Raw genomic sequence first — 18,145 nt, forward strand, 5'->3', positions numbered from 1 at the left:
GGGGTTCCTTTACTTCGTTGTAGCTAGGAGGAGGGGCAGTTCAAACGTGCCCAGGTGGAGGCCATCAATCAGTGCATCCAGGGAATCCCGCAGGCCTGCGGGGTCGGCGGCCGTTGCCGCCACGTAGAAGTCCGGACGCACGACGACGAAATTGATGCCGAGGTCATCGAACCATTTGGTGTAGGTCCCTTCCGCGTCGATGACGTCGCAGTCGGTTCCCGGGGCGCCGATGCGGACGCAGTGACCACCCAGGGACTCCAGCTGTTCGCGCTGGCGCTCGGTGAGCATTTCCGCCGGGGAGATCCCGCGGCCCAGCACGGTCCAGCCCCGGCCGACGACGTCGTCGAACCGTCCTCGTGCGCCGTTGGCTTCCACGATGCCCTGGACGGAGAGCTCACCGGCGTGGGCGTCGCCCGCACGCCAGAGGCCGGGGCCCAAAGAGGCGATGTCGGTGTCCACCGGAACACCGTCGGAGGCAGCGTGTTCGGCGATCATGCGGCGGTCGCGTTCGGCTGCTTCCTGGGGATCGGCAATGCAGATGACCTTGCCCAGTTCGAGGGAGAAGTCGATGTAGTGCCGGACGTGGCCTTTGCGCTCCTCACCGTAGGAATCCAGCAGCGCGTCGCTGGCCCTGTCGGAGAGGATGAGGTCCAGCCGCCAGGCAAGCGCGACCGAGTCGCGCAGGCCCGCGCACATGCCCTCGCCGGCGAAGGGCGGCATGAGGTGGGCGGCGTCACCGGCGATCAGCCCGCGCCCGGAGCGCCAGTTTTCGGCCCAGCGGGCCTGGAACGTGTACACCGCGGAGCGTTCCAGCTCGGCATCGTCCGGAGTGACTCCCCACGGCTCCAGCAGCCGCCACGCGGATTCAGGTGAGCTAAGCTCCTCCGGGGATTCGCCCGGAAGGACCATGAATTCCCAGCGACGGCGGCCGGGACCGCCGGGCACGATCGTGGTCGGGCGGGCGGGGTCGCACAGCTGCCACGCCGAGGGTGAGAAGTGCATGGGCTTCTTGGGGATCATGTCCAGGATCAGCCAGTCGAAGGAGAAGCCGTGGTCATCGAAGTCCAGTCCAAGGGACTTGCGGACGAAGCTGTTGGCACCGTCGGCGCCCACCACGTACCGGGCGCTGATCTGTTCGGCCACGACGTTCCCCTCGGGGGTCCGGGCAGTTCCGCTGAGGAGGATGCCATCCTCCTTCTCCTCCAGCCCGGTGGCTTCCCAACCGCGGCGCAGCTCGACGGTGGGCAGCGCTGCCGCGATCTCGCGCAGGCGCTTTTCGAGGTCGGGCTGGGAGAACCAGTACCGGGTGCGCCAGCCGGACGCTGCCATGCTCGCCCAGTCGACTTCGAGAAGGGTCTGGCCGGCCGCGTTTTTCCAGAAGTAGATGTCATCGTGGACGCCGATCGCCGGATCGTTCTCTGAATCAATGCCCAGACTGGAAAGGATGCGCGCGATCTCATGGTCGAAGGTCACTGCCCTGGGCTGGGCATAAAATTCCGGCCACTTCTCCACGATGGTGACGCGATACCCCTTCTGCCCGAGGAGCAGAGCCAGGAGGGTGCCCACCGGGCCACCGCCCACGATGGCGACGTCGGCGTCGAACTCTTCGTTGCTGGATGTCCTGCGGATGTCTTCGGCATGCGGTGCCGGTGGTGTGCTCAACGCTGTCATGGTGTCTTCCTCGGTGAAGTGACCTGGGTCATAACGGATTAGATTGATAGTGACAGAGTTCTCAAAAATGAGCAAGTCCTCAGTTATTAGTTTTCGGCGGTTGGCTTGTGCATTGCCCGAGCGCCTGACGTACGGTTTTGAAATGGCCTCCATGGATTCACTCCCCTCCACCACCGCCCCCGGCGGGCGCCAGCAGCGACGACGCGAGCAGACGCGCGCCCGGCTGATCGCGGCGGCGCGGTCACTGATGGCCGAACGGGGCGTCGACGCGGTGGGGCTGACGGAAATTACCGATGCCGCCGATTTGGGCGCGGGTACGTTTTACAACTACTTCCAGTCCCGCGACGACATTGTGGAGGCGGTCGCCGAGGCGTCGGTGGAGTCCTTTGGGGCGTCGCTGGATGCGCTGACGGCCAACATGGAGGACGACGCCGAGGTCTTTGCCGCCTCGCTGCGGCACCTTGTCCGGAAAGCCGTCACCGATCCCCTGTGGGGCTGGTTCGTGGTCCGGCTGGGGGTGGCCCACCCTCAGCTCATTGCGATCCTGGGGCCGCGCGCCGCGCGCGACCTCCGCAAAGGCGTCGACTCGGGACGTTTCACCATTCCGGATATTGACGTCGCGACGTCGTGCACGTTCGGCGCACTCCTGGCTACGCTGCACCTGGTCCTGTCCACCAAGCCGGAGGCGCACGCTGACGAACTGTTTGCGCAGACCATGCTGTGCATGGTGGGTGTGCCGGCGTCCGAGGCCCACAAGGTGGCAACCCGCGCACTGCCTCCGCTGCCGGAGGGCTGATGGCCGGGCGAAAGCCAGGCTGAAGTTCAGGCACTAAACACAGAACCCCGCGAAACACAGAACCCCGCGCCGGACGGCGCGGGGTTCTCTGTTCCCCCGGAAAATTGCCTCTTGCTTAATGTTGAGACTCACCTCACACTTGAGGTTCAAGTCACTTTTGATGCTTGATTCATCCACTCCCCCCGGCGAAGGCCTCCGCACCGTTGCGGATCCCGCCGGCGAGTCAACAAAGGAAGACCCCATGAACCCCACTTTCACGCAGGAGACGTCTCAGCGCCGAGGCTCCCTCCGGCCGCTGCTGTCCAACAACGCGGTTATTGCACTGTGCATGGTGGTGACCCTGATGGAGGGTTACAACCTGATCGTTTTTGGTTCCGTGGTTCCACTCCTGCTGCAGGACCAGTCCCTCACGCTGGACGAGGCCACGGCCGGCCTGATTGGCGGAATCGTCTACGCCGGCGCACTGATCGGCGTCCTCGGCGGCACCGCACTGGCCGACCGGATTGGCCGGCCGCGGGTGATGGCGCTTGCCGCCGCGGTCTTCGCGCTGGGCTCGGCATTCGCCGCCGTGGCGCCGACGCCCGAGTTCCTTGGGGCCGCCCGCATGCTGACTGGCGTGGGGGTCGGCGCGGCATTGACCACCGCCATGACGCTGGCCAGAAACCATGCACCGGAAGGACGCGGCAGCCTGGTCATCACCATTGCGATGGCGGGAGTACCGATGGGCGGGACCATCGCCGCTCTGGTGGGCATCTTCCTGATGCCGCTGTGGGGCTGGCGCTCAATGTTCTGGCTCGGCACTGCCATGACGGCCGTGATCCTCGTCATCCTGCTGTCCTGCCGCATCACCGAGCCGGCCGACGTGCGTGAGGCGGGCCTGACCCCGGTGCAAAAGTTCGTAGGCCTGTTCACCGGCCGCGGCTACATTTTCGTCGGCCTGGTCGCCCTGGCCGCCATCACCAACATGACCACCTGGCTGGGCCTGAACGTCTGGCTGGCCGAATCGATGAAAAGCCTGGGTTTCAGCCTCACCGAGGCGCTGATCTTCGCCTTCGCCCTGACCGGGGCCTCGGTCATCGGGTCGTGGTTCACGGCCAACGCGGCGGACAAGCACGGCTCCGCCAAAGTGGGAATCGTGTGTACGGCACTCACCCTCGCAGGGCTCCTGGGACTGCTGCTGGGCCCGGTCTCGCTGGTCTTCTCGCTGGTCTGCGTCGCGCTGATGGGAATCGGCGGACACTCGGCGCAGAACCTCATCAACGCCACGGCCACCGGCGCCGTCGCTCCACATTCCCGGGGCACCATTCTGGGACTCACCAACACCATGGCGTTCATCGGATCGTTCATGGGACCGTTCTTCGGCGGCCTGGCGTTCGCATCCGACGGCGCTCCCGGCCTCTTCACGCTCTACGCCGGTTCGGCGGTCCTGTGCGTCGTGATCAGCGTGGGCCTCTACTACGCGCACCGCCGGTCGGCGCATCAGCCCATTACAGGGGCCGTCCCTGTCCTCGTGGAAAGCTGACAACGCCCCGACCTCGCAGGAGTGGCCGGGAGGTCGTCCACATGGACACCTCCCGGCCACCGTCAGGATAGGAGCCGTTCGCGCCCTGAGCTCCGGTAGTCAGCGAAAACCCCAAATCAACAGTTCGTGTCACGCAGTTAACCGCCCATTCACATCCCCCTAAGAACCTGTCCAACCGGCCACCCTACGGTCGGATCCATGGATAACATTTCACGCAGATCCCTTCTTTCCGCCGGCCTCGGGGCCGGGCTCGTCGCAGCCCTGCCGGGTGCCGCGTTCGCCACGTCGACCGCCGACGACGCCGGCCTCCGCACCGATCCGTTCATGCTCGGTATCGCCTCCGGCGAGCCGTGGCCGGACGGCTTCGTGATCTGGACCCGCCTGGCCGTTGACCCCGTGGCCGATGACGGCCTGGGCGGCATGCCCGCCCGCAACGTCGCAGTGCGCTGGGAAGTGGCCGAGGACGCGAGCATGCGCAAAGTAGTAGCCCGCGGCGTCGAGCATGCACGGATCGAAACCGCCCACTCGGTGCACGTGGAGCTGAAGGGACTGCGGCCGGGGCGCGAGTACTTCTACCGGTTCCGCACCGGCAGGCACATCAGCCCGGTGGGCCGCACCCTGACCAGTCCGGCACCCCACGAGACGCCGGCGGCGCTGGCCATGGCGTTCGCCAGCTGCGCGCAGTACGAGCACGGCTACTTCACCGCCTACTCACGGCTGGCGCAGGACCACCCGGACCTGGTGCTGCACCTGGGCGACTACCTGTACGAATACAAGAAGGACAGCTACGTCATCGGTGGGGGCAACCCGCGCGACCACGCCGGTCCGGAGACCGTCAGCCTGGCCGGTTACCGCCAGCGGCACGCACAGTACAAGGCCGACGCCGATCTGCAGGCCGCGCACGCGATCGCGCCCTGGCTGGTGGTCTGGGATGACCACGAAGTGGACAACAACTGGGCGGACGAGGTCCCGGAAAACCAGGACGCCGGGCAGCTGAACGACACCACCGAGCACTTCCGGCAGCGCCGGTCCGCCGCGTTCCAGGCGTACTACGAGAACATGCCGCTGCGGGCCTCGTCCGTGCCGGCCGGGTTTGATATGAAGATCTACCGCACCATCCAGTGGGGCCAGCTCGCCAACTTCCACATGATGGACACCCGGCAGTACCGCGATGACCAGCTCGCCGGCGACGGCTGGAAGAAGAACGTGGCCGAACGCCTGGCCGAGGACCGCACCATCACCGGCGCCGAGCAGGAGAAGTGGCTGCTGGACGGGTTCAAGAACTCCACGCAGCGCTGGGACATCCTGGGCCAGCAGGTTTTTTACACCGAGCGGGACCGCAACGCCGCGCCCGGGATCGACGACGTGTCCATGGACGGGTGGGACGGCTACGCCGCCTCCCGCCGCCGCATCACCCAGGGCTGGGTGGACGCGAACGTCCGCAACGCCGTCGTACTCACCGGCGACGTGCACCGCAACTGGGCCAACGACGTCAAGGTCGACTACAAGGACCCCGCCTCCCCCGTGGTCGGCTCCGAACTCGTGTGCACGTCCATCACCTCCACCGGCAACGGCAACGGCTCAACGGCCGACCCCGTGATGGCCTGGAACCCGCACCTGAAGTTCTACAACGACAACCGCGGCTACGTGAACACGCGCATTACGAAGGACGCGATGACTGCCGACTTCCGGACGCTGGACTACGTCACGACACCGGGTGCTCCCGTTTCGACGAAGGCCTCCTTCTCGATCCAGGACGGAGTGCCGGGACTGCAGGCACGGTAGCCGAAGAACCCCTGCGCCAAGGGGGCGGACGACGGCGGGCGCGCACCCGCCGTCGTCCGTTGCGCGTAGCGGCGGGAGCGATCAACTGGCCTTGCTGGCTTCGTCTCCGGGCTGCGGGAGCTTCCCATCGCGGTAGGCAACCGTGCTGCGCTTGAAGATCCCGGCGACGAGCGAGAGGTCCACGCCGGTCACGCCGGGGTGCGCCGCGATTCCGTCCATCATCCCGCGCAGCTCGGCGAGGCTGCGGGTCGCGGTCTGGACGAGGATGCGGCCCGAGACGTTGGCAGCCCAGCGTGTCCCCGGAAGGTCCGCGATGTACCGTCCGGCGGCCTCCAGTGCGCGGGCCTCGGCGCGTACGGTCAGCAGGCCCTCGACGGGATACCCGAGCGAAGCCGGGTCGAGGACCGCGCGCACGTACACGGCACCGTCGGCGATGAGTGCCTCGAGCCGCCGGCTCGCGGTCGCCTTGGACACGCCCAGGCCGGCGGCCAGCTCCTCGATGGTAATCCGGCCATTGGTGCGCAGGAGTTCGGCGAAGACACGGTTCGGCTCGTCGAGGCGCGACTTCCCCAATTCCGCGTACCGGGTGGCGAAATGCGGGAGCTCGGAGGGGCTGAGCGCCTCGTACTGCTCCGCGGTGAGGACGTCCGGCCGCCAGCCGGAGACCGTGCGGTAGTACTCGAAGATCGGCTCGAGCGAGAGGTCCCGCACGCCCTCGAGCGCGGCGAGTTCGCCGTACAGGAACGGGCCCACGGCTTCCTGTTCGAGGAACAGCTCCACGATGCACTCGCTCGCCCCGGACAGCGCGCTGATCCAGTGCGTGTCGGGCCGCTCGGCGAGCCAGGTCCCGATCGTCGAAACGGCGGACGGCACGGCGGTGACGCGGAGCATGTAGAGGTCCACGGGCGCAAGCGCCGCGGGGCTCGGGAACGACTGCACGCGCACTTCCCCGGACGCGAGGAGCCTGTTGCCACGGCGGGCCACGGTGCGCTCCTGCTGCCCCAGCACCTCGGCAATAAGCCGCCACGGCGCCCTGCCATTGCGGATGAGGGCTGCCGCGATCTGGCGGTCGAGGTCGTCGAGCATGCGCTTTATCCTTCCATCCCCGGTGGCCTCGCCCCCGGGCAGCCTCCCAGTCTAAGGCGAACGCACGACGGCGGGTGGGAGCCCGCCGTCGTACGTTGACTATTTGCCCAGGTACTCGAGCAGCACCGCGAGCGCGGCGCCGGTGCCGTTGACCACGGCGAGCTCGGCGTCGGGAGCGAAATGCGGTGAGTGGTTGCCGGCGGGCGCGGCGCCGTCGGCAAACGCCGCGGCGGGGAACGCGCCGAAGGCCCAGAAGACCACGGGAACGCCGATCGCGTCGCCGAGCCAGCCGGCGTCCTCCGAGCCCATGCCGAGCGGCGCCTCGACGACGGCGTCGGTGCCGAAACCGGCCATCAGCGCGGCGTTGGCGCGCGCGGTGTGCCCGGCGTCGTTGAAGAGGCGCGGGAACCGGTTGATCTCCACGATCGCGGGCTCGTCGATGCCGGAAGCGGCGGCCTCGGCGGCGACAATGCGGCGGATCGAGCCCAGGACGTGCGTGCGGACATCCTCATCGGGCGTGCGGACGTTGACGGAGAACTCCGCGGTCTCCGGGATGATGTTCTCCTTCAGGCCGGCGTGGAACGTGCCGACCGTCACCACGGCGGGGGTGATCGGCGCGAGTTCGCGCGAGACGATCGTCTGGAGGCGCAGGACCATCGAGGCCGCGGCGACGATCGGGTCGAGGGACTTCTCCGGCTGGGACCCGTGGGCCTGGCGGCCGCGGACCGTGATCCGCCACGAGTCGGCGAGGCTCGCCATGTTCCCGGCGCGCAGCCAGAACTTTCCGGCCTCGACGGGCATGACGTGCTGGGCGAGTACCACCTCGGGGCGCGGCGCGCGGTCCCACAGGCCGTCGTCGACCATTGCCTTGGCGCCCCACGCCGTCTCCTCGCCGGGCTGGAAGAGAAGCACAACGGTCCCGCGCCACGTGTCCCGGTTCGCCGTGAGGTATGCGGCCGCGGCGAGGGCGGCCGTGATGTGGGTGTCGTGGCCGCAGCCGTGCATCGTGGGCGCCTCGTTGCCGTCGGGCAGCGTGCCGGTGGCGGTGCTCGCGTAGTCGAGGCCGGTGTCCTCTGCGATGGGCAGGCCGTCCGTGTCCGCGCGGAAGCCGACCACGGGGCCCTCACCGTTGGTCAGGAGACCGACAACGCCGGTCCCGCCCGAGCGGAAGTGCTCAATGCCCAGCTCGCTCAGCCTGGCCTCGATCGCTTCGGCGGTCCCGTGCTCGGCCGAGGACAGCTCCGGGGCTCGGTGGTAGCCCTTGTACATCTCGACGTGCTCGGCGACGAAGCCCGTGGGGACCTCGATGCCTTTGGCGAGGGTGACGGTGGTGGCAGTGTCAGTCATGGTTGCCTTTCGTGTCAGTCGGGTTCGGGTTCGGTTCGCGGGGGCTCAGTGTCCGATGGACGACGGCGCGCCCGCCGCGGACGCGTCGGTGCGCTTCCGCGCGTACCACGCGACGATGATCACGGTGACGACCGAGATTGCGGTCGCGTAGTTGGTGAGTGCCGGCGCGACCCGGATCACGCCAAAGACCACGATGGCCGAAATCACCGCGGCGATGATGGTGGTCCGCACGTTCTTCATCGCCACGACGGCCTGGACCGTCACGGCACCAAAGACGGCCGAGAGGATGTAGAGGCGGGCCACCGCGATGAGCCCCGCCGGCAGGAGGCCCAGAAGCCACGTGCCGAGGAAGCCCACGAGGATGATGAGGGTGATGATGTGGACCAACGCCGCACCGATGATCGCGGCGCCCGCGATGAGTTCGGCCCGGCGCGTGCCCGGCTTCTCCCCGAGATCGGTCTGGGCGATGAGCGCGGACGGGAGCAGCTTGTTGGCGATGTTGCCGATCATGAACGCCTGGTACATCGCGGAGCGTCCGAGGATCGGGTAGTACGAGATCGGTTCGACAACGGCGATGATGCCGAACGTCGCGAAGACGATGCCGAACGAGGTCCACACCTCCTGGCCCGTGATGCCGAGGCCCGTGCCGAATGCGGTGAAGAGCGCGGCGGCGAGGGAGACGAGGAAGCCGAGTCCGAGGGTAATGGGGCCCCAGATGGACGTGGTGCGCTCGAACTGGGCGAGCCCGTCGAGGGATGCGGTCTTAGAGGACATGCGATTCTCCTGGGCTACTTGGCTGTGACAAGGAAGGCGGCGGCGAGGGCCACGAAGATCGCGATGCCGAGGCCCCACTCCCGCAGCCAGGGCTTGTCGAAGAACTTCGCGGCGGCGATGCACAGGCCCATCACTACCGCCGAGACGAGCAGCGTGAGGACATGGACCCCGGACTTGGTGGTCTCAGTGAGCGCGAGTGTGAAGAACGCGGCGAGGATCGCCGCCGTCGGGACCACGGTCATGACTGCCGGGTTGACCTTGCGCAGCGTCTTGTCGCCCTTGGCCAGGATGGGGGTGAGGATGAGCGCCGTGAGCATCCACACGAGGCCGCCGAGGGTCATCGCGGCGAAGCCGATGGCGAAGACCTTCTGGGTGTAGGTGGGGCCGCCGAGCTGCGCGCCCTGCGACTGGGCTGCCAGACCCGCCGCGGCGACGTCGAACGCCGCGGAGCCGACGAGGCCGATGCGGGTCAGGACGGCCGGCGTGCTGAAGAGCGGCAGGAGCGAGATCGCGACGAGGGCGACGGCGAGCGAGGGGCCGATCGCCGCGATGCCGCCGCGGCGGACCGAGCCCAGGACCTGCTGGTCCGTGAGGTTGACCGAGCCGGCGGCCTTGCGGATGGCCCGCAGGTAGATGACGGACTGGAGCACGATGACCGCGAAGACGGCCGCCGCGCAGATCCAGAGGACGGGGTGGAAAGACACTGGGCTGATGTCGGTCGAACCCGGGTCGACGGCGAAGCGGTGCATCCGCACTCCTTTGGGGCTTCATCTCATGGTTCAGGTGTGATGCCGATCTAACCTTGCTGTGATCTGCATCATTGCTGATTTCCTCCATGGAACGGCATGAGGTGTCCAAAAGTCAAGTATTTTTCTGTTCTTTTGTCGATAAAGACGAAGGGGTGGCTATCTTTCGGCCGGCCGTTCCGTCTTCTGCGCGGGACGTGGGCTGGCTCCGCCCGAATTACCCGCTGCCCGGCCGACGGGCCAAACGCGCTTCATCAACCGATTTACTTTACGCTTCAATGGACAGGGTGTAGCATCCGTTCTACGGGCAAAGATGCCCTGACGCTATTGGGGGAAGCGATCATGTCATTCCAACGCTTTCAGCGTGCCGCTTGCCGCTCCTGCGGACGGCGCTCCAGGCCCGGTTGCCCTCATTCGGCGTCCATCACCGCACCCACCACGAACGCTTCGCATCGCTCGCTGGTCAGGTGTCCCCTGAAAGGACTCTCATGAGCCAAAACCCCTATGTCGCTCCCCATCCTCCAGCCCCCGGCTACGGGCAAGCGAAGCAGGGCAACAAGTCGTTCGTCGTGACATGGCTGTTGTCCCTCCTCCTCGGCGTCTTAGGCGTGGACCGGTTCTACCTGGGCAAAGTCGGAACGGGCATTCTCAAGCTCGTCACCCTGGGTGGCATCGGCATCTGGGCCCTCATCGACCTGATCCTCGTGCTGACCAACAAAACCCGCGATAAACAGGGACTGCCGCTGGAGGGCTACGACAGGCATAAGAAAGTGGCCCTGATCGTTACAGGCGTGGTCATTCTTCTGAGCATCGTCGTCAACTCAGCCCGTGCCGGTTCAGCTCCCTCGGTTGCGCCCGCTCCTTCCACTCCAAAGGCCTCCGCGACGACTCCGAGCGCCACTCCTTCGGCAACACCCACAAAGGATCCTGCCGTTGCAGCGGCTGAGGCAAAAGCCAAAGCTGACGCCGATGCCAAAACCAAGGCAGACGCCGATGCTGCCGCCAAAGCCAAGGCCGAAGCGGACGCAGCTGCCAAGGCGAAGGCTGATGCAGATGCGGCTGCGAAGGCTGCGGCAGACGCCGCGGCAAAGGCTGCTGCTGAGGCCGACGCCGCCGCCAAGAGGGGGACGGTCAGCCAGCAGAATGCCCTGCGGAAAGCTGGTGACTACCTTAAATACACCGCCTTCTCACGCCCCGGGCTGATCGGACAGCTGGAGTACGAGAAGTATTCAACCGGTGATGCCACCTGGGCGGTGGACCGCGTAGCCGTCGATTGGAACGAGCAGGCAGCCAAGAAGGCCCAGTCGTATCTCGAGTACAGTTCCTTCTCCCGTTCCGGGCTGGTCGACCAGCTGCTCTTCGAGGGTTATACCCCGGAGCAGGCCGAGTACGGAGTGAGCAAGACGGGTCTCTAGCGGTCGGGTTCGCTCCCATGGGTTGGCAGCGCCGAGCCTCGGCGCCGCCATCCTATCCAGCAATATTCCGCATATTCACACAGTTGAAGGAAATCCCTTGGAAGCAGCAGCCGTAACCACCTGGATGTTCGTAGCCGAATGTCCCATTCCCAGCGATGTCGCCGAGCTGATGGTCCCCGGCGAGCAGCCGGTGGCCGCTTACAAAACCTTTCGCGATAGCGCCATCTTCACGACCAAACGGTTGATTGTGCGTGATGCCCAGGGAATGACCGGCAAGAAGGTGGAGATCTACTCCCTGCCATACTCCGCCATCAACATGTGGTCCTCGGAGAATGCCGGGACGTTCGACCTTGACGCCGAATTGGAGCTGTGGACACGGGCCGGCCACATCAAGATCAAGGTGGGCAAAAAGACGGACATTCGGCGCCTGGACATGCTGATTGCCCATTCGGTACTGGGCACTCTCCACTGATCGGAATAGGGCAATGCTTGAACTGAAGCGCATCTACTGGACGAGGCAGGCAATCAAATCAGCCTACTTGGCCGCGACAGTCTGGCTCCTCGCGTCAGCCATTATGGCGCTGATGCCGGACAAGGGCGCCGCCGTCGAAGGTCAGGGCATTTCCGTGGTCACCGCGACATTGTGGGGAATGTTCGATCGGGTCCTGGGTGCCGTTGCCGTGCCGGGCGTGTTCGTGGCGGTCCTAGCGATCGTGGCGGTGGTTCTCCGTACCCGGGACCTTCGACGCCGCGACCCGGTCCGCCGTTTCACCCGCCAGCAGCGCCGCGAGGGCATGAACCGCGCCGGCGGGCAGTGTGAAATGGAAGCAGGTTTCCGCGGGCGGTGTTCCCGCCCCGCCGAGCACGGGGATCATTTCTATCCATGGTCCAAGGGCGGGTCCACCAGCCTGCAGAACTTCGTCGCCGCCTGCGCCCGGTGTAATCGGGCGAAGGGCGCCCGGCTTCCTTCGCCCGGCCAGCAAGCGCGGATAGAACGACGACGGCGGAACTACGTCGCGCCCGACGGTTCGGTTAGCGTCGGCGAACGGCAGCCGCTGCGCTGACCGCCCCGCTGCCACCGCGCCGCACGCTTGAACTCTTCCGTGCGGGCGTCCTGCACCCACATCTGAAACTGCCGAAGGCCACGCTCGCGCATTGCGATCCTGTGCCGTGCAACGCGACCCCTAACACCCATAGTCAAGTGTTACAGGCAACGGCGGAGGTCGCACCGAAGTGTCGTCGGGCATCCCTCGAGTGAGAAAGCGTTCCCCGAAAAGCCGCATTAAGTGAGAGAGCGTCCGGGGAAAACCCGCATTAAGTGAGAGAGTGTTCTCCGGGGTTCGACGGGCTCAACCATTGGCACCGGACCGTTAGAGGGAGGCGCCGCCGCAGATGACGTAGTTCTGGCCCGTGATGGACTTGCCGTGCGGGCCCAGGAGGAAGGCGGCCAGGGCGGCGACGTCGTCGGGATCCACCAGGGCGCCCAGGGCCGGCATGCGCACCGGAGTGGCCGCACGGCCGGGGTCGTTCAGCATGGGGGTGTCGGTCGGGCCCGGGGAGAGCACGTTGACCGTGATCCCCCGCGGCGCGAGCTCCTGCGCCCAGGTCCGGCCCAGCCCCATCAGCGCAGCCTTGGTGGCGGCGTACTGGCTCTTGCCCGGCGACCCCGTGGAGGTGCGGCTGCCCAGCAGGACGATCCTGCCGCCGTCGGGCATGGCCGGCAGCAAAGCATTGGCCAGCACGGACGCCGCCGCCACGTGGACGGCGAACATTCCGGCCAAAGCGGACGGGTCCAGCTCCCCCAGCGGTGCCGTCCGCTGGAATCCGGCGGCGTGCACCAGCGCATGGGCCGGCTGCAAGCCCGCCACAGCAGAGGCCAGAGACTCGGGCTCGGAGAGGTCAGCCTGGAGCCACTCGAACTTCCCGTCGAGCGACGTTGCGCTCCGGCTCAGGCCGGTCACGGCCCACCCGTCGGCCAGCAGCCGGCGGGTTATGGCCAGGCCGATCCCCGAACTGCACCCTGTCACGACTGCATGCTGCTCAGTCATTGATCGAGCCGTCCTCCAGTCCGCCCGGCGTCTGCGTGCCCTCGTACGCCCACTGCGGGTCCACCCGGACGAACTTGATGGCCTGCCGGAAGTACGTGTACGCGATGTTCAGGGCGCCGTCCGGGCCCTGGTGGATGGACGGGTAGGAGTATTCGCGGTTGAGCCCGTCGCGGGAGTTGTTGGACAGGCAGTACCCGTCCCCCACGTCCAGGTTCCGGCGGATTGGCCAGGTGCGGCCCGAGTCCTCGGAGATCGCCAGGGTCATCGGAGACCGCGGCGTGCCCCAGAAGGCGCCGCGGGCGCCGCCCTCGCCCAAAGAAGCAGCGCCCGGCACGGGCTCGGCCACCTGCCCCTGTTCCTCGGCCAGGCCGTCGTCGTCGATCTCGTCGTACAGCGACAGCCGCCGCTCAGTGGAAGCCTCGGCCCGGCTGTGGTTGTAGACGAGGGCCAGGCGGCCGTCGGCGAGCGCAACAAACTGGATGGAGGAGTTGTTGTTGGGCAGCTCGGTGGGGACCGGCTCGCTCCAGGTGGTGCCGTCGTCCGTGGACCGGGATTCGTAGATCGAGTCGGCCCAGCGGCTGCGGAACAGGGCCAGCAGGGAGCCGTCGGCCACGGGCTGGATGTTCATGTGGACGCAGCCCAGGCTGCCGGGCAGGACGGTTTCGGTCCAGGTGGCGCCGGCGTCGTCCGAAATCATCACGGCGCTGTCGTCGCTGTTGCCCACCCATTTCTCCCCCGGCGTGGTGATGCAGCGGAAGATCGGCACGATCAGGCGGCCGGACGGCAGCACCACCGGCAGCTGGCGGACGAACACGCCGCCCGTTTCGTTCGCGGCGAAGAGTGTTTCCACCTCGCCCCAGGTGCGGCCGCTGTCGATGGAAATACGACGGCGGACCTCGGCGGTGTCCTGGTTGCCCGCCTTCTGCGCGGTGTAGAGCAGCCAGAGCGAAGTGTCCGGCGCGGTGAACAGGATGGGGTTCTGCTCGGAGCGGGTGGAGTCGTCGGAGAGCTGCGCCGGCTCGGACCACTGGCTGCTGCCGGGCTCCAGGGTGGAGAACCAGATGGAGATGTCCGGCACGCCTTCCTGGGTGCCGCCGAACCACACGCAGCCCAGCCGGCCGTCCGGCAGGGTGAGCAGGTTGGCGGCGTGGCTCTGCACGGTGGGCGCCGGGAGGTAGGCGAAGTCCGCGCCGTCCGCCCGCTTCACGGTCCCGTCCGGGGTGATGGTGCTGTACGCGTCGGTGGTGGTGTTCTGCACGTAAATCAGTCCTTGGTGGTAGCGGCGCTGGTGGCGGCCTCGAGGTGGGACTTGGCGATCTGTTCCAGGTGGGTGAGGTCGGAGGCCACCGTGGTGAAGGTGTAGCCCTGCTTCAGCCGTTGCGCGGCCACCGTCCCCGCGGGGGTGTGGATGCCGGCGGCGATGCCCGCGGAGGCCGCGGCTTCGGCGACGGTCTCCAGGGCTGCATTGAATTCGGTTTCGACGGCGAGATCCCCGGGGTACGCCGCGCCCACGGCGATGGCGAGGTCAGACGGCCCCACGTAGATGCCGTCCAGGCCCGGAGTGCCGCAGATTTCCTTCACGTTGGCCAGCCCCTCCGGCGTCTCGATCATGGCGAACACCAGCGTGGTGGCGTTGGCGTCGGCGGGCTTGGGCCCGATCCGCAGGGCGGAGCGCATCGGTCCGTAGGAGCGGCCGCCCAGCGGCGGGTACTTCGCGGCGGCAACCGCGGCGGCGGCGTCCTCGGCGTTGTTGACGAGCGGGACGATGACGCCCACGGCGCCGGCGTCGAGCGCCTTGCCGATCGCGGTGAAGTCGTTGGCCTCCACCCGCACCATGCCGACGGCGGTGTGCCCGGCGTCGATCGCCATCAGCCCGTTGAGGACCCCCGAGTAGCCGAGCAGGCCGTGCTGCGCGTCGAGGGCCACGTAGTCGTAGCCGAGCCGGCCGATGCGTTCGGTGGCCACGGGCGCGTCCAGCACCGCCCAGTAGCCCACCGCCTGCTCACGGGCACGGATCTTGCGGGCGAATTCGAGGGCCAGTTCGGAGGTCATGAGAGTCCTTCAGTGTCGGTTCAGGAAAGAAGTTGGTTCAGTCGGGAAAGAAGTGGGTCAGCGGTTGTAGGCGGGCATCGGTCCGCGCAGCGAGGTGCCGACGGCGTCGCAGACTTCCACGACGTCGGCCGGCAGCGGGCCGTTGGCCACGGCGGCGATGTTGGCCCGGAGCTGTTCCACCTTGGACCCGCCCAGCAGCATGGAGCCCACGCCGTCACGGTAGGCCAGCCAGCGCAGGGACAGCTCGGCCAGTGTGATATCCGCGTCGGAAGCGATGCGGGAAAGCTCCCCGATCGCGTCGAACAGTTGCTTGTCCCAGTAGCGCTGGGTGTACATGGCGGCCAGTTTGGAGTCGCCGTAGCGGCCTTCGGTGGGCTTGGCATCGAAGCTGTGCTTGCCGGTAAGCAGGCCGCCGCCCAGCGGGTTGTAGACCATGGTGTGCACGTGGTGGGTGGCCGCGAATTCGAGGTATTCCTCCTCCAGCCGGCGTGCCACCAGGTTGTAGAGCTGCTGCGCGACGACGGGCTGCGGCGCGCCCACTTCACGCGCCGTGTGGATCACGTCGGCGATCTGCCAGGCGGCGAAGTTGGACACGCCCAGCGCGCCGATCTTCCCTTCGGCCGCCAGCTCGGCCACGGTCGAAAGCGTCGAAGCCAAAGGCGTGGCCCGGTCTGGCTGGTGCAGGTAGAACAGGTCGATGCTGTCCACGCCCAGCCGGCGCAGGCTCCCCTCCACGCTGGCACGCAGCCCCGCGGGCGACAGGGGCGAATGGGAGCCGTGGTCCGCGTGCGGCATGCCGGCCTTGGAAGCCAGGATGACGCCGTCGCGCTTTCCCTTCAGAAGCCGGGCGAGCATCTCCTCGGTGGTTCCCCCGACGTAGGCGTTGGCGGTGTCGATGGTGGTGATGCCGGCCTCGAGCGCTGCCTCCACCATCCGTCCCGCGGTGGCCTCGTCGACGGTGTCGCCGAACGTCATGGTTCCCAGGACCAGCCGGGAGATGGGGAGTTTCAGGCCGTCCACCTGGGCGCCTTCGGGCTGCTTGCTCATGCGTTGATTCCTCGTGGTTGCGTCATTGTCAGGACGTAAAGGCTCAGGCCTGGTTGGAGAGCGCCAGGGACCGGACCAGATGCCGCGGTTTCAGGCCAACCATGGTGGCGGGGTCCAGCGCGGCGCGGCGGAGCTTGCGGGTGTAGTCCTCCTTGGGGGCGGTCAGGACGGACGCGGTGGTGCCGTGTTCCACCAGCTTGCCCTTCTGCATCACCATGACGCTATCGCTGATTTCCTGCACCACGCCAAGGTTGTGCGAGATGAACACGTAGGTGATGCCGGTTTCGTCCTGGATGGATTTGAGCAGCCGCAGCACCTGCGCCTGGACGGACACGTCCAGGGCGCTGGTGGCCTCGTCGCAGACCAGGAGTTCGGGCTTGGAGGCGAGCGCCCGGGCGATCCCGATCCGCTGGCGCTGGCCGCCGGAGAACTCGGCCGGGTGCCTGTCCAGGGACCTGACGGGCAGGCCCACCTGGTCGATCAGCTTGGCGGCGGCCTTGTGCCGTTCGGCCTTGGACCGGACGCCCTGCAGCTTCAGCGGCTCGGCCACGATCTCCTGGGCGGTCATGTGCGGGTCCAGCGAGCCGTACGGGTCCTGGAACACCATCTGGAACCTGGAGCGCATGGGCCGCAGCTTGGCCTCGCTCATGGACGCGATGTCCGTCCCGTCCAGGTCGATCCGCCCGCTGGTGGGGGTGACCAGCCGCATCAGCGCTTTGGCGATGGTGGACTTGCCGCAGCCGGATTCACCCACGACGGCGATCGTCTTGCCTTTGTCCACGGAGAACGAGACGTCGTCGACGGCCCGGAAGGTCCCGCCGGGGACGTGGTAGTCCACCACCAGGTTTTCGACGGCGAGGAACGGCTTAGTCATGGCTTGCTCCGGTCTGGGTCAGGGCTGGGTCAGTGGTGGAGGCGGTGCCGCCAGTGGAGCCGGCGCCTCCAGTGGAGGCGGTGCCGCCGGCGGCCGGGGTGCCGGCGGCGTGGGCAGCGCGGCGGCCCGGGGTAGCAGCGGGGGTTTCATCCCACGGCCCCAGCACCGGCACCGCGGCCAGCAGGGCCCGGGTGTATTCGGTGGCGGGGTGGTCCACGATCTGCTGGACCTCGCCGGACTCCACAAACGAGCCGTCCTTCATCACGTGGATGCGGTCCGAGATCAGCCGGGCCACGCCGAGGTCGTGCGTGATCATCAGGATGCCGATGCCGCGCTGTTCCTGCAGTTCCAGCAGCAGGTCCAGGATGCCGCCCTGCACGGTGACGTCCAGGGCCGACGTCGGCTCGTCCGCCACGAGCAGCTGCGGCTCGCTGGCCAGGGCAATGGCGATCAGCACACGCTGCAGCATGCCGCCGGAGAGCTGGTGCGGGTACTTCTTGAGCTGCTTCTCCGGGGTGGGGATGTGCACCTGCTCCAGCAGCCGGACTGCCCGGGCCTGCAGCGCGCCCTTGTCCTTGGCGGAGGCGGCACCGGCGATCCGGATGGCCTCGAAGAGCTGGTTCCCGATCGAGTGGACCGGGCTCAGCGCCGTCATGGGGTCCTGCGGGATCAGGGCGAGGGTCTTGCCGCGCACCTTGTTGATGGCCTTGGGATCGGCGCTGATGTCGACGCCGTCAATCAGCACGGTGCCGGAAAGCACCGCCAGATCTTCCGGCAGCAGGCGCAGGATGCCCATCGCCGTCGTCGATTTGCCGGAACCGGACTCACCGATGATGGTGACCGTCTCGCCCCGGTGGATGCTGAAGCTGACGGAATCCACGGCGCGGATGATGCCGGCGTCGGTGATCAGTTCCACCTGGAAGTCGCGGACCTCCAGGAGGGGCTGCTCGCTGAACGCAGGGGTAGCGGGTTGTGCAGTCAT

Annotated in this window: 18 protein-coding genes and 1 pseudogene; 6 read left to right on the forward strand and 13 right to left on the reverse strand. The window is 67.3% G+C overall.

From position 1 onward, the window contains the following. Positions 1-9: 9 nt before the first annotated feature. Positions 10-1,671, reverse strand: a complete 1,662-nt coding sequence (gene mhpA, locus IAQ70_RS02995; RefSeq protein ID WP_190987826.1) for a bifunctional 3-(3-hydroxy-phenyl)propionate/3-hydroxycinnamic acid hydroxylase MhpA — start codon at positions 1,669-1,671, stop codon at positions 10-12. A 151-nt stretch (positions 1,672-1,822) separates the two neighbouring features. On the opposite strand from mhpA, the gene IAQ70_RS03000 reads away from it, so the two are divergent. The 3 genes from IAQ70_RS03000 to IAQ70_RS03010 all read left to right on the forward strand — a co-directional run bounded on the left by IAQ70_RS03000 (position 1,823) and on the right by IAQ70_RS03010 (position 5,774). Further along, on the forward strand, positions 1,823-2,467 hold the full coding sequence (locus IAQ70_RS03000; RefSeq protein WP_223858733.1) for a TetR/AcrR family transcriptional regulator: 645 nt from the start codon (positions 1,823-1,825) through the stop codon (positions 2,465-2,467). A gap of 241 nt (positions 2,468-2,708) precedes the next feature. Beyond that, positions 2,709-3,989 carry an MFS transporter gene (locus IAQ70_RS03005; RefSeq protein WP_190987827.1) on the forward strand — a complete coding sequence of 427 codons (1,281 nt, stop codon included), beginning with the start codon at positions 2,709-2,711 and terminating at the stop codon, positions 3,987-3,989. Between the two features lie 198 nt (positions 3,990-4,187). After that, positions 4,188-5,774, forward strand: coding sequence for an alkaline phosphatase D family protein (locus IAQ70_RS03010; RefSeq protein WP_190987828.1), 1,587 nt, complete (start codon positions 4,188-4,190; stop codon positions 5,772-5,774). Positions 5,775-5,855: 81 nt separating this feature from the next. On the opposite strand, the gene IAQ70_RS03015 is transcribed toward IAQ70_RS03010, so the two are convergent. The 5 genes and pseudogenes from IAQ70_RS03015 to IAQ70_RS03030 all read right to left on the reverse strand — a co-directional run bounded on the left by IAQ70_RS03015 (position 5,856) and on the right by IAQ70_RS03030 (position 9,730). Continuing rightward, positions 5,856-6,713, reverse strand: a complete 858-nt coding sequence (locus IAQ70_RS03015) for an Lrp/AsnC family transcriptional regulator (RefSeq protein ID WP_317983562.1) — start codon at positions 6,711-6,713, stop codon at positions 5,856-5,858. A gap of 21 nt (positions 6,714-6,734) precedes the next feature. Continuing rightward, a pseudogene (locus IAQ70_RS23250) lies at positions 6,735-6,860 on the reverse strand (AsnC family transcriptional regulator); the annotation flags it as partial. A gap of 99 nt (positions 6,861-6,959) precedes the next feature. Beyond that, complete coding sequence (locus tag IAQ70_RS03020; RefSeq protein ID WP_190987830.1) at positions 6,960-8,207, reverse strand: amidohydrolase; 1,248 nt, start codon at positions 8,205-8,207, stop codon at positions 6,960-6,962. 45 nt (positions 8,208-8,252) lie between these two features. Beyond that, positions 8,253-8,981, reverse strand: a complete 729-nt coding sequence (locus IAQ70_RS03025; RefSeq protein WP_190987831.1) for a hypothetical protein — start codon at positions 8,979-8,981, stop codon at positions 8,253-8,255. 14 nt (positions 8,982-8,995) lie between these two features. After that, positions 8,996-9,730 carry a DUF5058 family protein gene (locus IAQ70_RS03030; protein WP_190987832.1) on the reverse strand — a complete coding sequence of 245 codons (735 nt, stop codon included), beginning with the start codon at positions 9,728-9,730 and terminating at the stop codon, positions 8,996-8,998. A gap of 485 nt (positions 9,731-10,215) precedes the next feature. Between IAQ70_RS03030 and IAQ70_RS03035 the strand changes: the two genes are divergently transcribed. The 3 genes from IAQ70_RS03035 (at position 10,216) to IAQ70_RS03045 (ending at position 12,206) form a co-directional block, all read left to right on the forward strand. After that, a complete protein-coding gene (locus tag IAQ70_RS03035) occupies positions 10,216-11,142 on the forward strand; it encodes an Ltp family lipoprotein (protein WP_190987833.1) in 927 nt (308 codons plus the stop codon). Between the two features lie 97 nt (positions 11,143-11,239). Next, on the forward strand, positions 11,240-11,614 hold the full coding sequence (locus IAQ70_RS03040) for a PH domain-containing protein (RefSeq protein WP_343998818.1): 375 nt from the start codon (positions 11,240-11,242) through the stop codon (positions 11,612-11,614). Positions 11,615-11,627: 13 nt separating this feature from the next. Then, complete coding sequence (locus tag IAQ70_RS03045) at positions 11,628-12,206, forward strand: HNH endonuclease (protein WP_190987834.1); 579 nt, start codon at positions 11,628-11,630, stop codon at positions 12,204-12,206. On the opposite strand, the gene IAQ70_RS23255 is transcribed toward IAQ70_RS03045, so the two are convergent. From IAQ70_RS23255 to IAQ70_RS03080, 7 genes are all read right to left on the reverse strand, one after another. Beyond that, a complete protein-coding gene (locus IAQ70_RS23255) occupies positions 12,152-12,337 on the reverse strand; it encodes an antitoxin MazE-like protein (protein WP_190987835.1) in 186 nt (61 codons plus the stop codon). The genes IAQ70_RS03045 and IAQ70_RS23255 overlap by 55 nt on opposite strands. Before the next feature lie 175 nt (positions 12,338-12,512). Continuing rightward, on the reverse strand, positions 12,513-13,190 hold the full coding sequence (locus IAQ70_RS03055) for an SDR family NAD(P)-dependent oxidoreductase (RefSeq protein WP_190987836.1): 678 nt from the start codon (positions 13,188-13,190) through the stop codon (positions 12,513-12,515). Next, positions 13,183-14,448, reverse strand: a complete 1,266-nt coding sequence (locus IAQ70_RS03060; protein WP_190987837.1) for a sialidase family protein — start codon at positions 14,446-14,448, stop codon at positions 13,183-13,185. Before IAQ70_RS03060 ends, IAQ70_RS03055 begins: the two co-directional genes overlap by 8 nt. 5 nt (positions 14,449-14,453) lie before the next feature. Beyond that, on the reverse strand, positions 14,454-15,242 hold the full coding sequence (locus IAQ70_RS03065) for an HpcH/HpaI aldolase family protein (protein WP_190987838.1): 789 nt from the start codon (positions 15,240-15,242) through the stop codon (positions 14,454-14,456). 57 nt (positions 15,243-15,299) lie between these two features. Then, positions 15,300-16,289 carry an aldo/keto reductase gene (locus tag IAQ70_RS03070; RefSeq protein WP_190987839.1) on the reverse strand — a complete coding sequence of 330 codons (990 nt, stop codon included), beginning with the start codon at positions 16,287-16,289 and terminating at the stop codon, positions 15,300-15,302. 43 nt (positions 16,290-16,332) lie between these two features. Beyond that, positions 16,333-17,163: an ATP-binding cassette domain-containing protein gene (locus tag IAQ70_RS03075; RefSeq protein ID WP_190987840.1), complete on the reverse strand. Its 831-nt coding sequence runs from the start codon at positions 17,161-17,163 to the stop codon at positions 16,333-16,335. After that, complete coding sequence (locus tag IAQ70_RS03080; RefSeq protein WP_190987841.1) at positions 17,156-18,145, reverse strand: ABC transporter ATP-binding protein; 990 nt, start codon at positions 18,143-18,145, stop codon at positions 17,156-17,158. Before IAQ70_RS03080 ends, IAQ70_RS03075 begins: the two co-directional genes overlap by 8 nt.

The organism is Pseudarthrobacter sulfonivorans (assembly GCF_014712225.1).
In the GTDB taxonomy this organism is placed as follows: domain Bacteria; phylum Actinomycetota; class Actinomycetes; order Actinomycetales; family Micrococcaceae; genus Arthrobacter; species Arthrobacter sulfonivorans.

Excerpts from the sequence above, each read along its gene's own strand:
- mhpA (WP_190987826.1), bottom strand. The coding sequence starts at position 1,671 with ATGACAGCGTTGAGCACACCACCGGCACCGCATGCCGAAGACATCCGC.
- IAQ70_RS03000 (WP_223858733.1), top strand. The coding sequence starts at position 1,823 with ATGGATTCACTCCCCTCCACCACCGCCCCCGGCGGGCGCCAGCAGCGA.
- IAQ70_RS03005 (WP_190987827.1), top strand. The coding sequence starts at position 2,709 with ATGAACCCCACTTTCACGCAGGAGACGTCTCAGCGCCGAGGCTCCCTC.
- IAQ70_RS03010 (WP_190987828.1), top strand. The coding sequence starts at position 4,188 with ATGGATAACATTTCACGCAGATCCCTTCTTTCCGCCGGCCTCGGGGCC.
- IAQ70_RS03020 (WP_190987830.1), bottom strand. The coding sequence starts at position 8,207 with ATGACTGACACTGCCACCACCGTCACCCTCGCCAAAGGCATCGAGGTC.
- IAQ70_RS03025 (WP_190987831.1), bottom strand. The coding sequence starts at position 8,981 with ATGTCCTCTAAGACCGCATCCCTCGACGGGCTCGCCCAGTTCGAGCGC.
- IAQ70_RS03030 (WP_190987832.1), bottom strand. The coding sequence starts at position 9,730 with ATGCACCGCTTCGCCGTCGACCCGGGTTCGACCGACATCAGCCCAGTG.
- IAQ70_RS03035 (WP_190987833.1), top strand. The coding sequence starts at position 10,216 with ATGAGCCAAAACCCCTATGTCGCTCCCCATCCTCCAGCCCCCGGCTAC.
- IAQ70_RS03045 (WP_190987834.1), top strand. The coding sequence starts at position 11,628 with ATGCTTGAACTGAAGCGCATCTACTGGACGAGGCAGGCAATCAAATCA.
- IAQ70_RS23255 (WP_190987835.1), bottom strand. The coding sequence starts at position 12,337 with ATGGGTGTTAGGGGTCGCGTTGCACGGCACAGGATCGCAATGCGCGAG.
- IAQ70_RS03055 (WP_190987836.1), bottom strand. The coding sequence starts at position 13,190 with ATGACTGAGCAGCATGCAGTCGTGACAGGGTGCAGTTCGGGGATCGGC.
- IAQ70_RS03065 (WP_190987838.1), bottom strand. The coding sequence starts at position 15,242 with ATGACCTCCGAACTGGCCCTCGAATTCGCCCGCAAGATCCGTGCCCGT.
- IAQ70_RS03070 (WP_190987839.1), bottom strand. The coding sequence starts at position 16,289 with ATGAGCAAGCAGCCCGAAGGCGCCCAGGTGGACGGCCTGAAACTCCCC.
- IAQ70_RS03075 (WP_190987840.1), bottom strand. The coding sequence starts at position 17,163 with ATGACTAAGCCGTTCCTCGCCGTCGAAAACCTGGTGGTGGACTACCAC.
- IAQ70_RS03080 (WP_190987841.1), bottom strand. The coding sequence starts at position 18,145 with ATGACTGCACAACCCGCTACCCCTGCGTTCAGCGAGCAGCCCCTCCTG.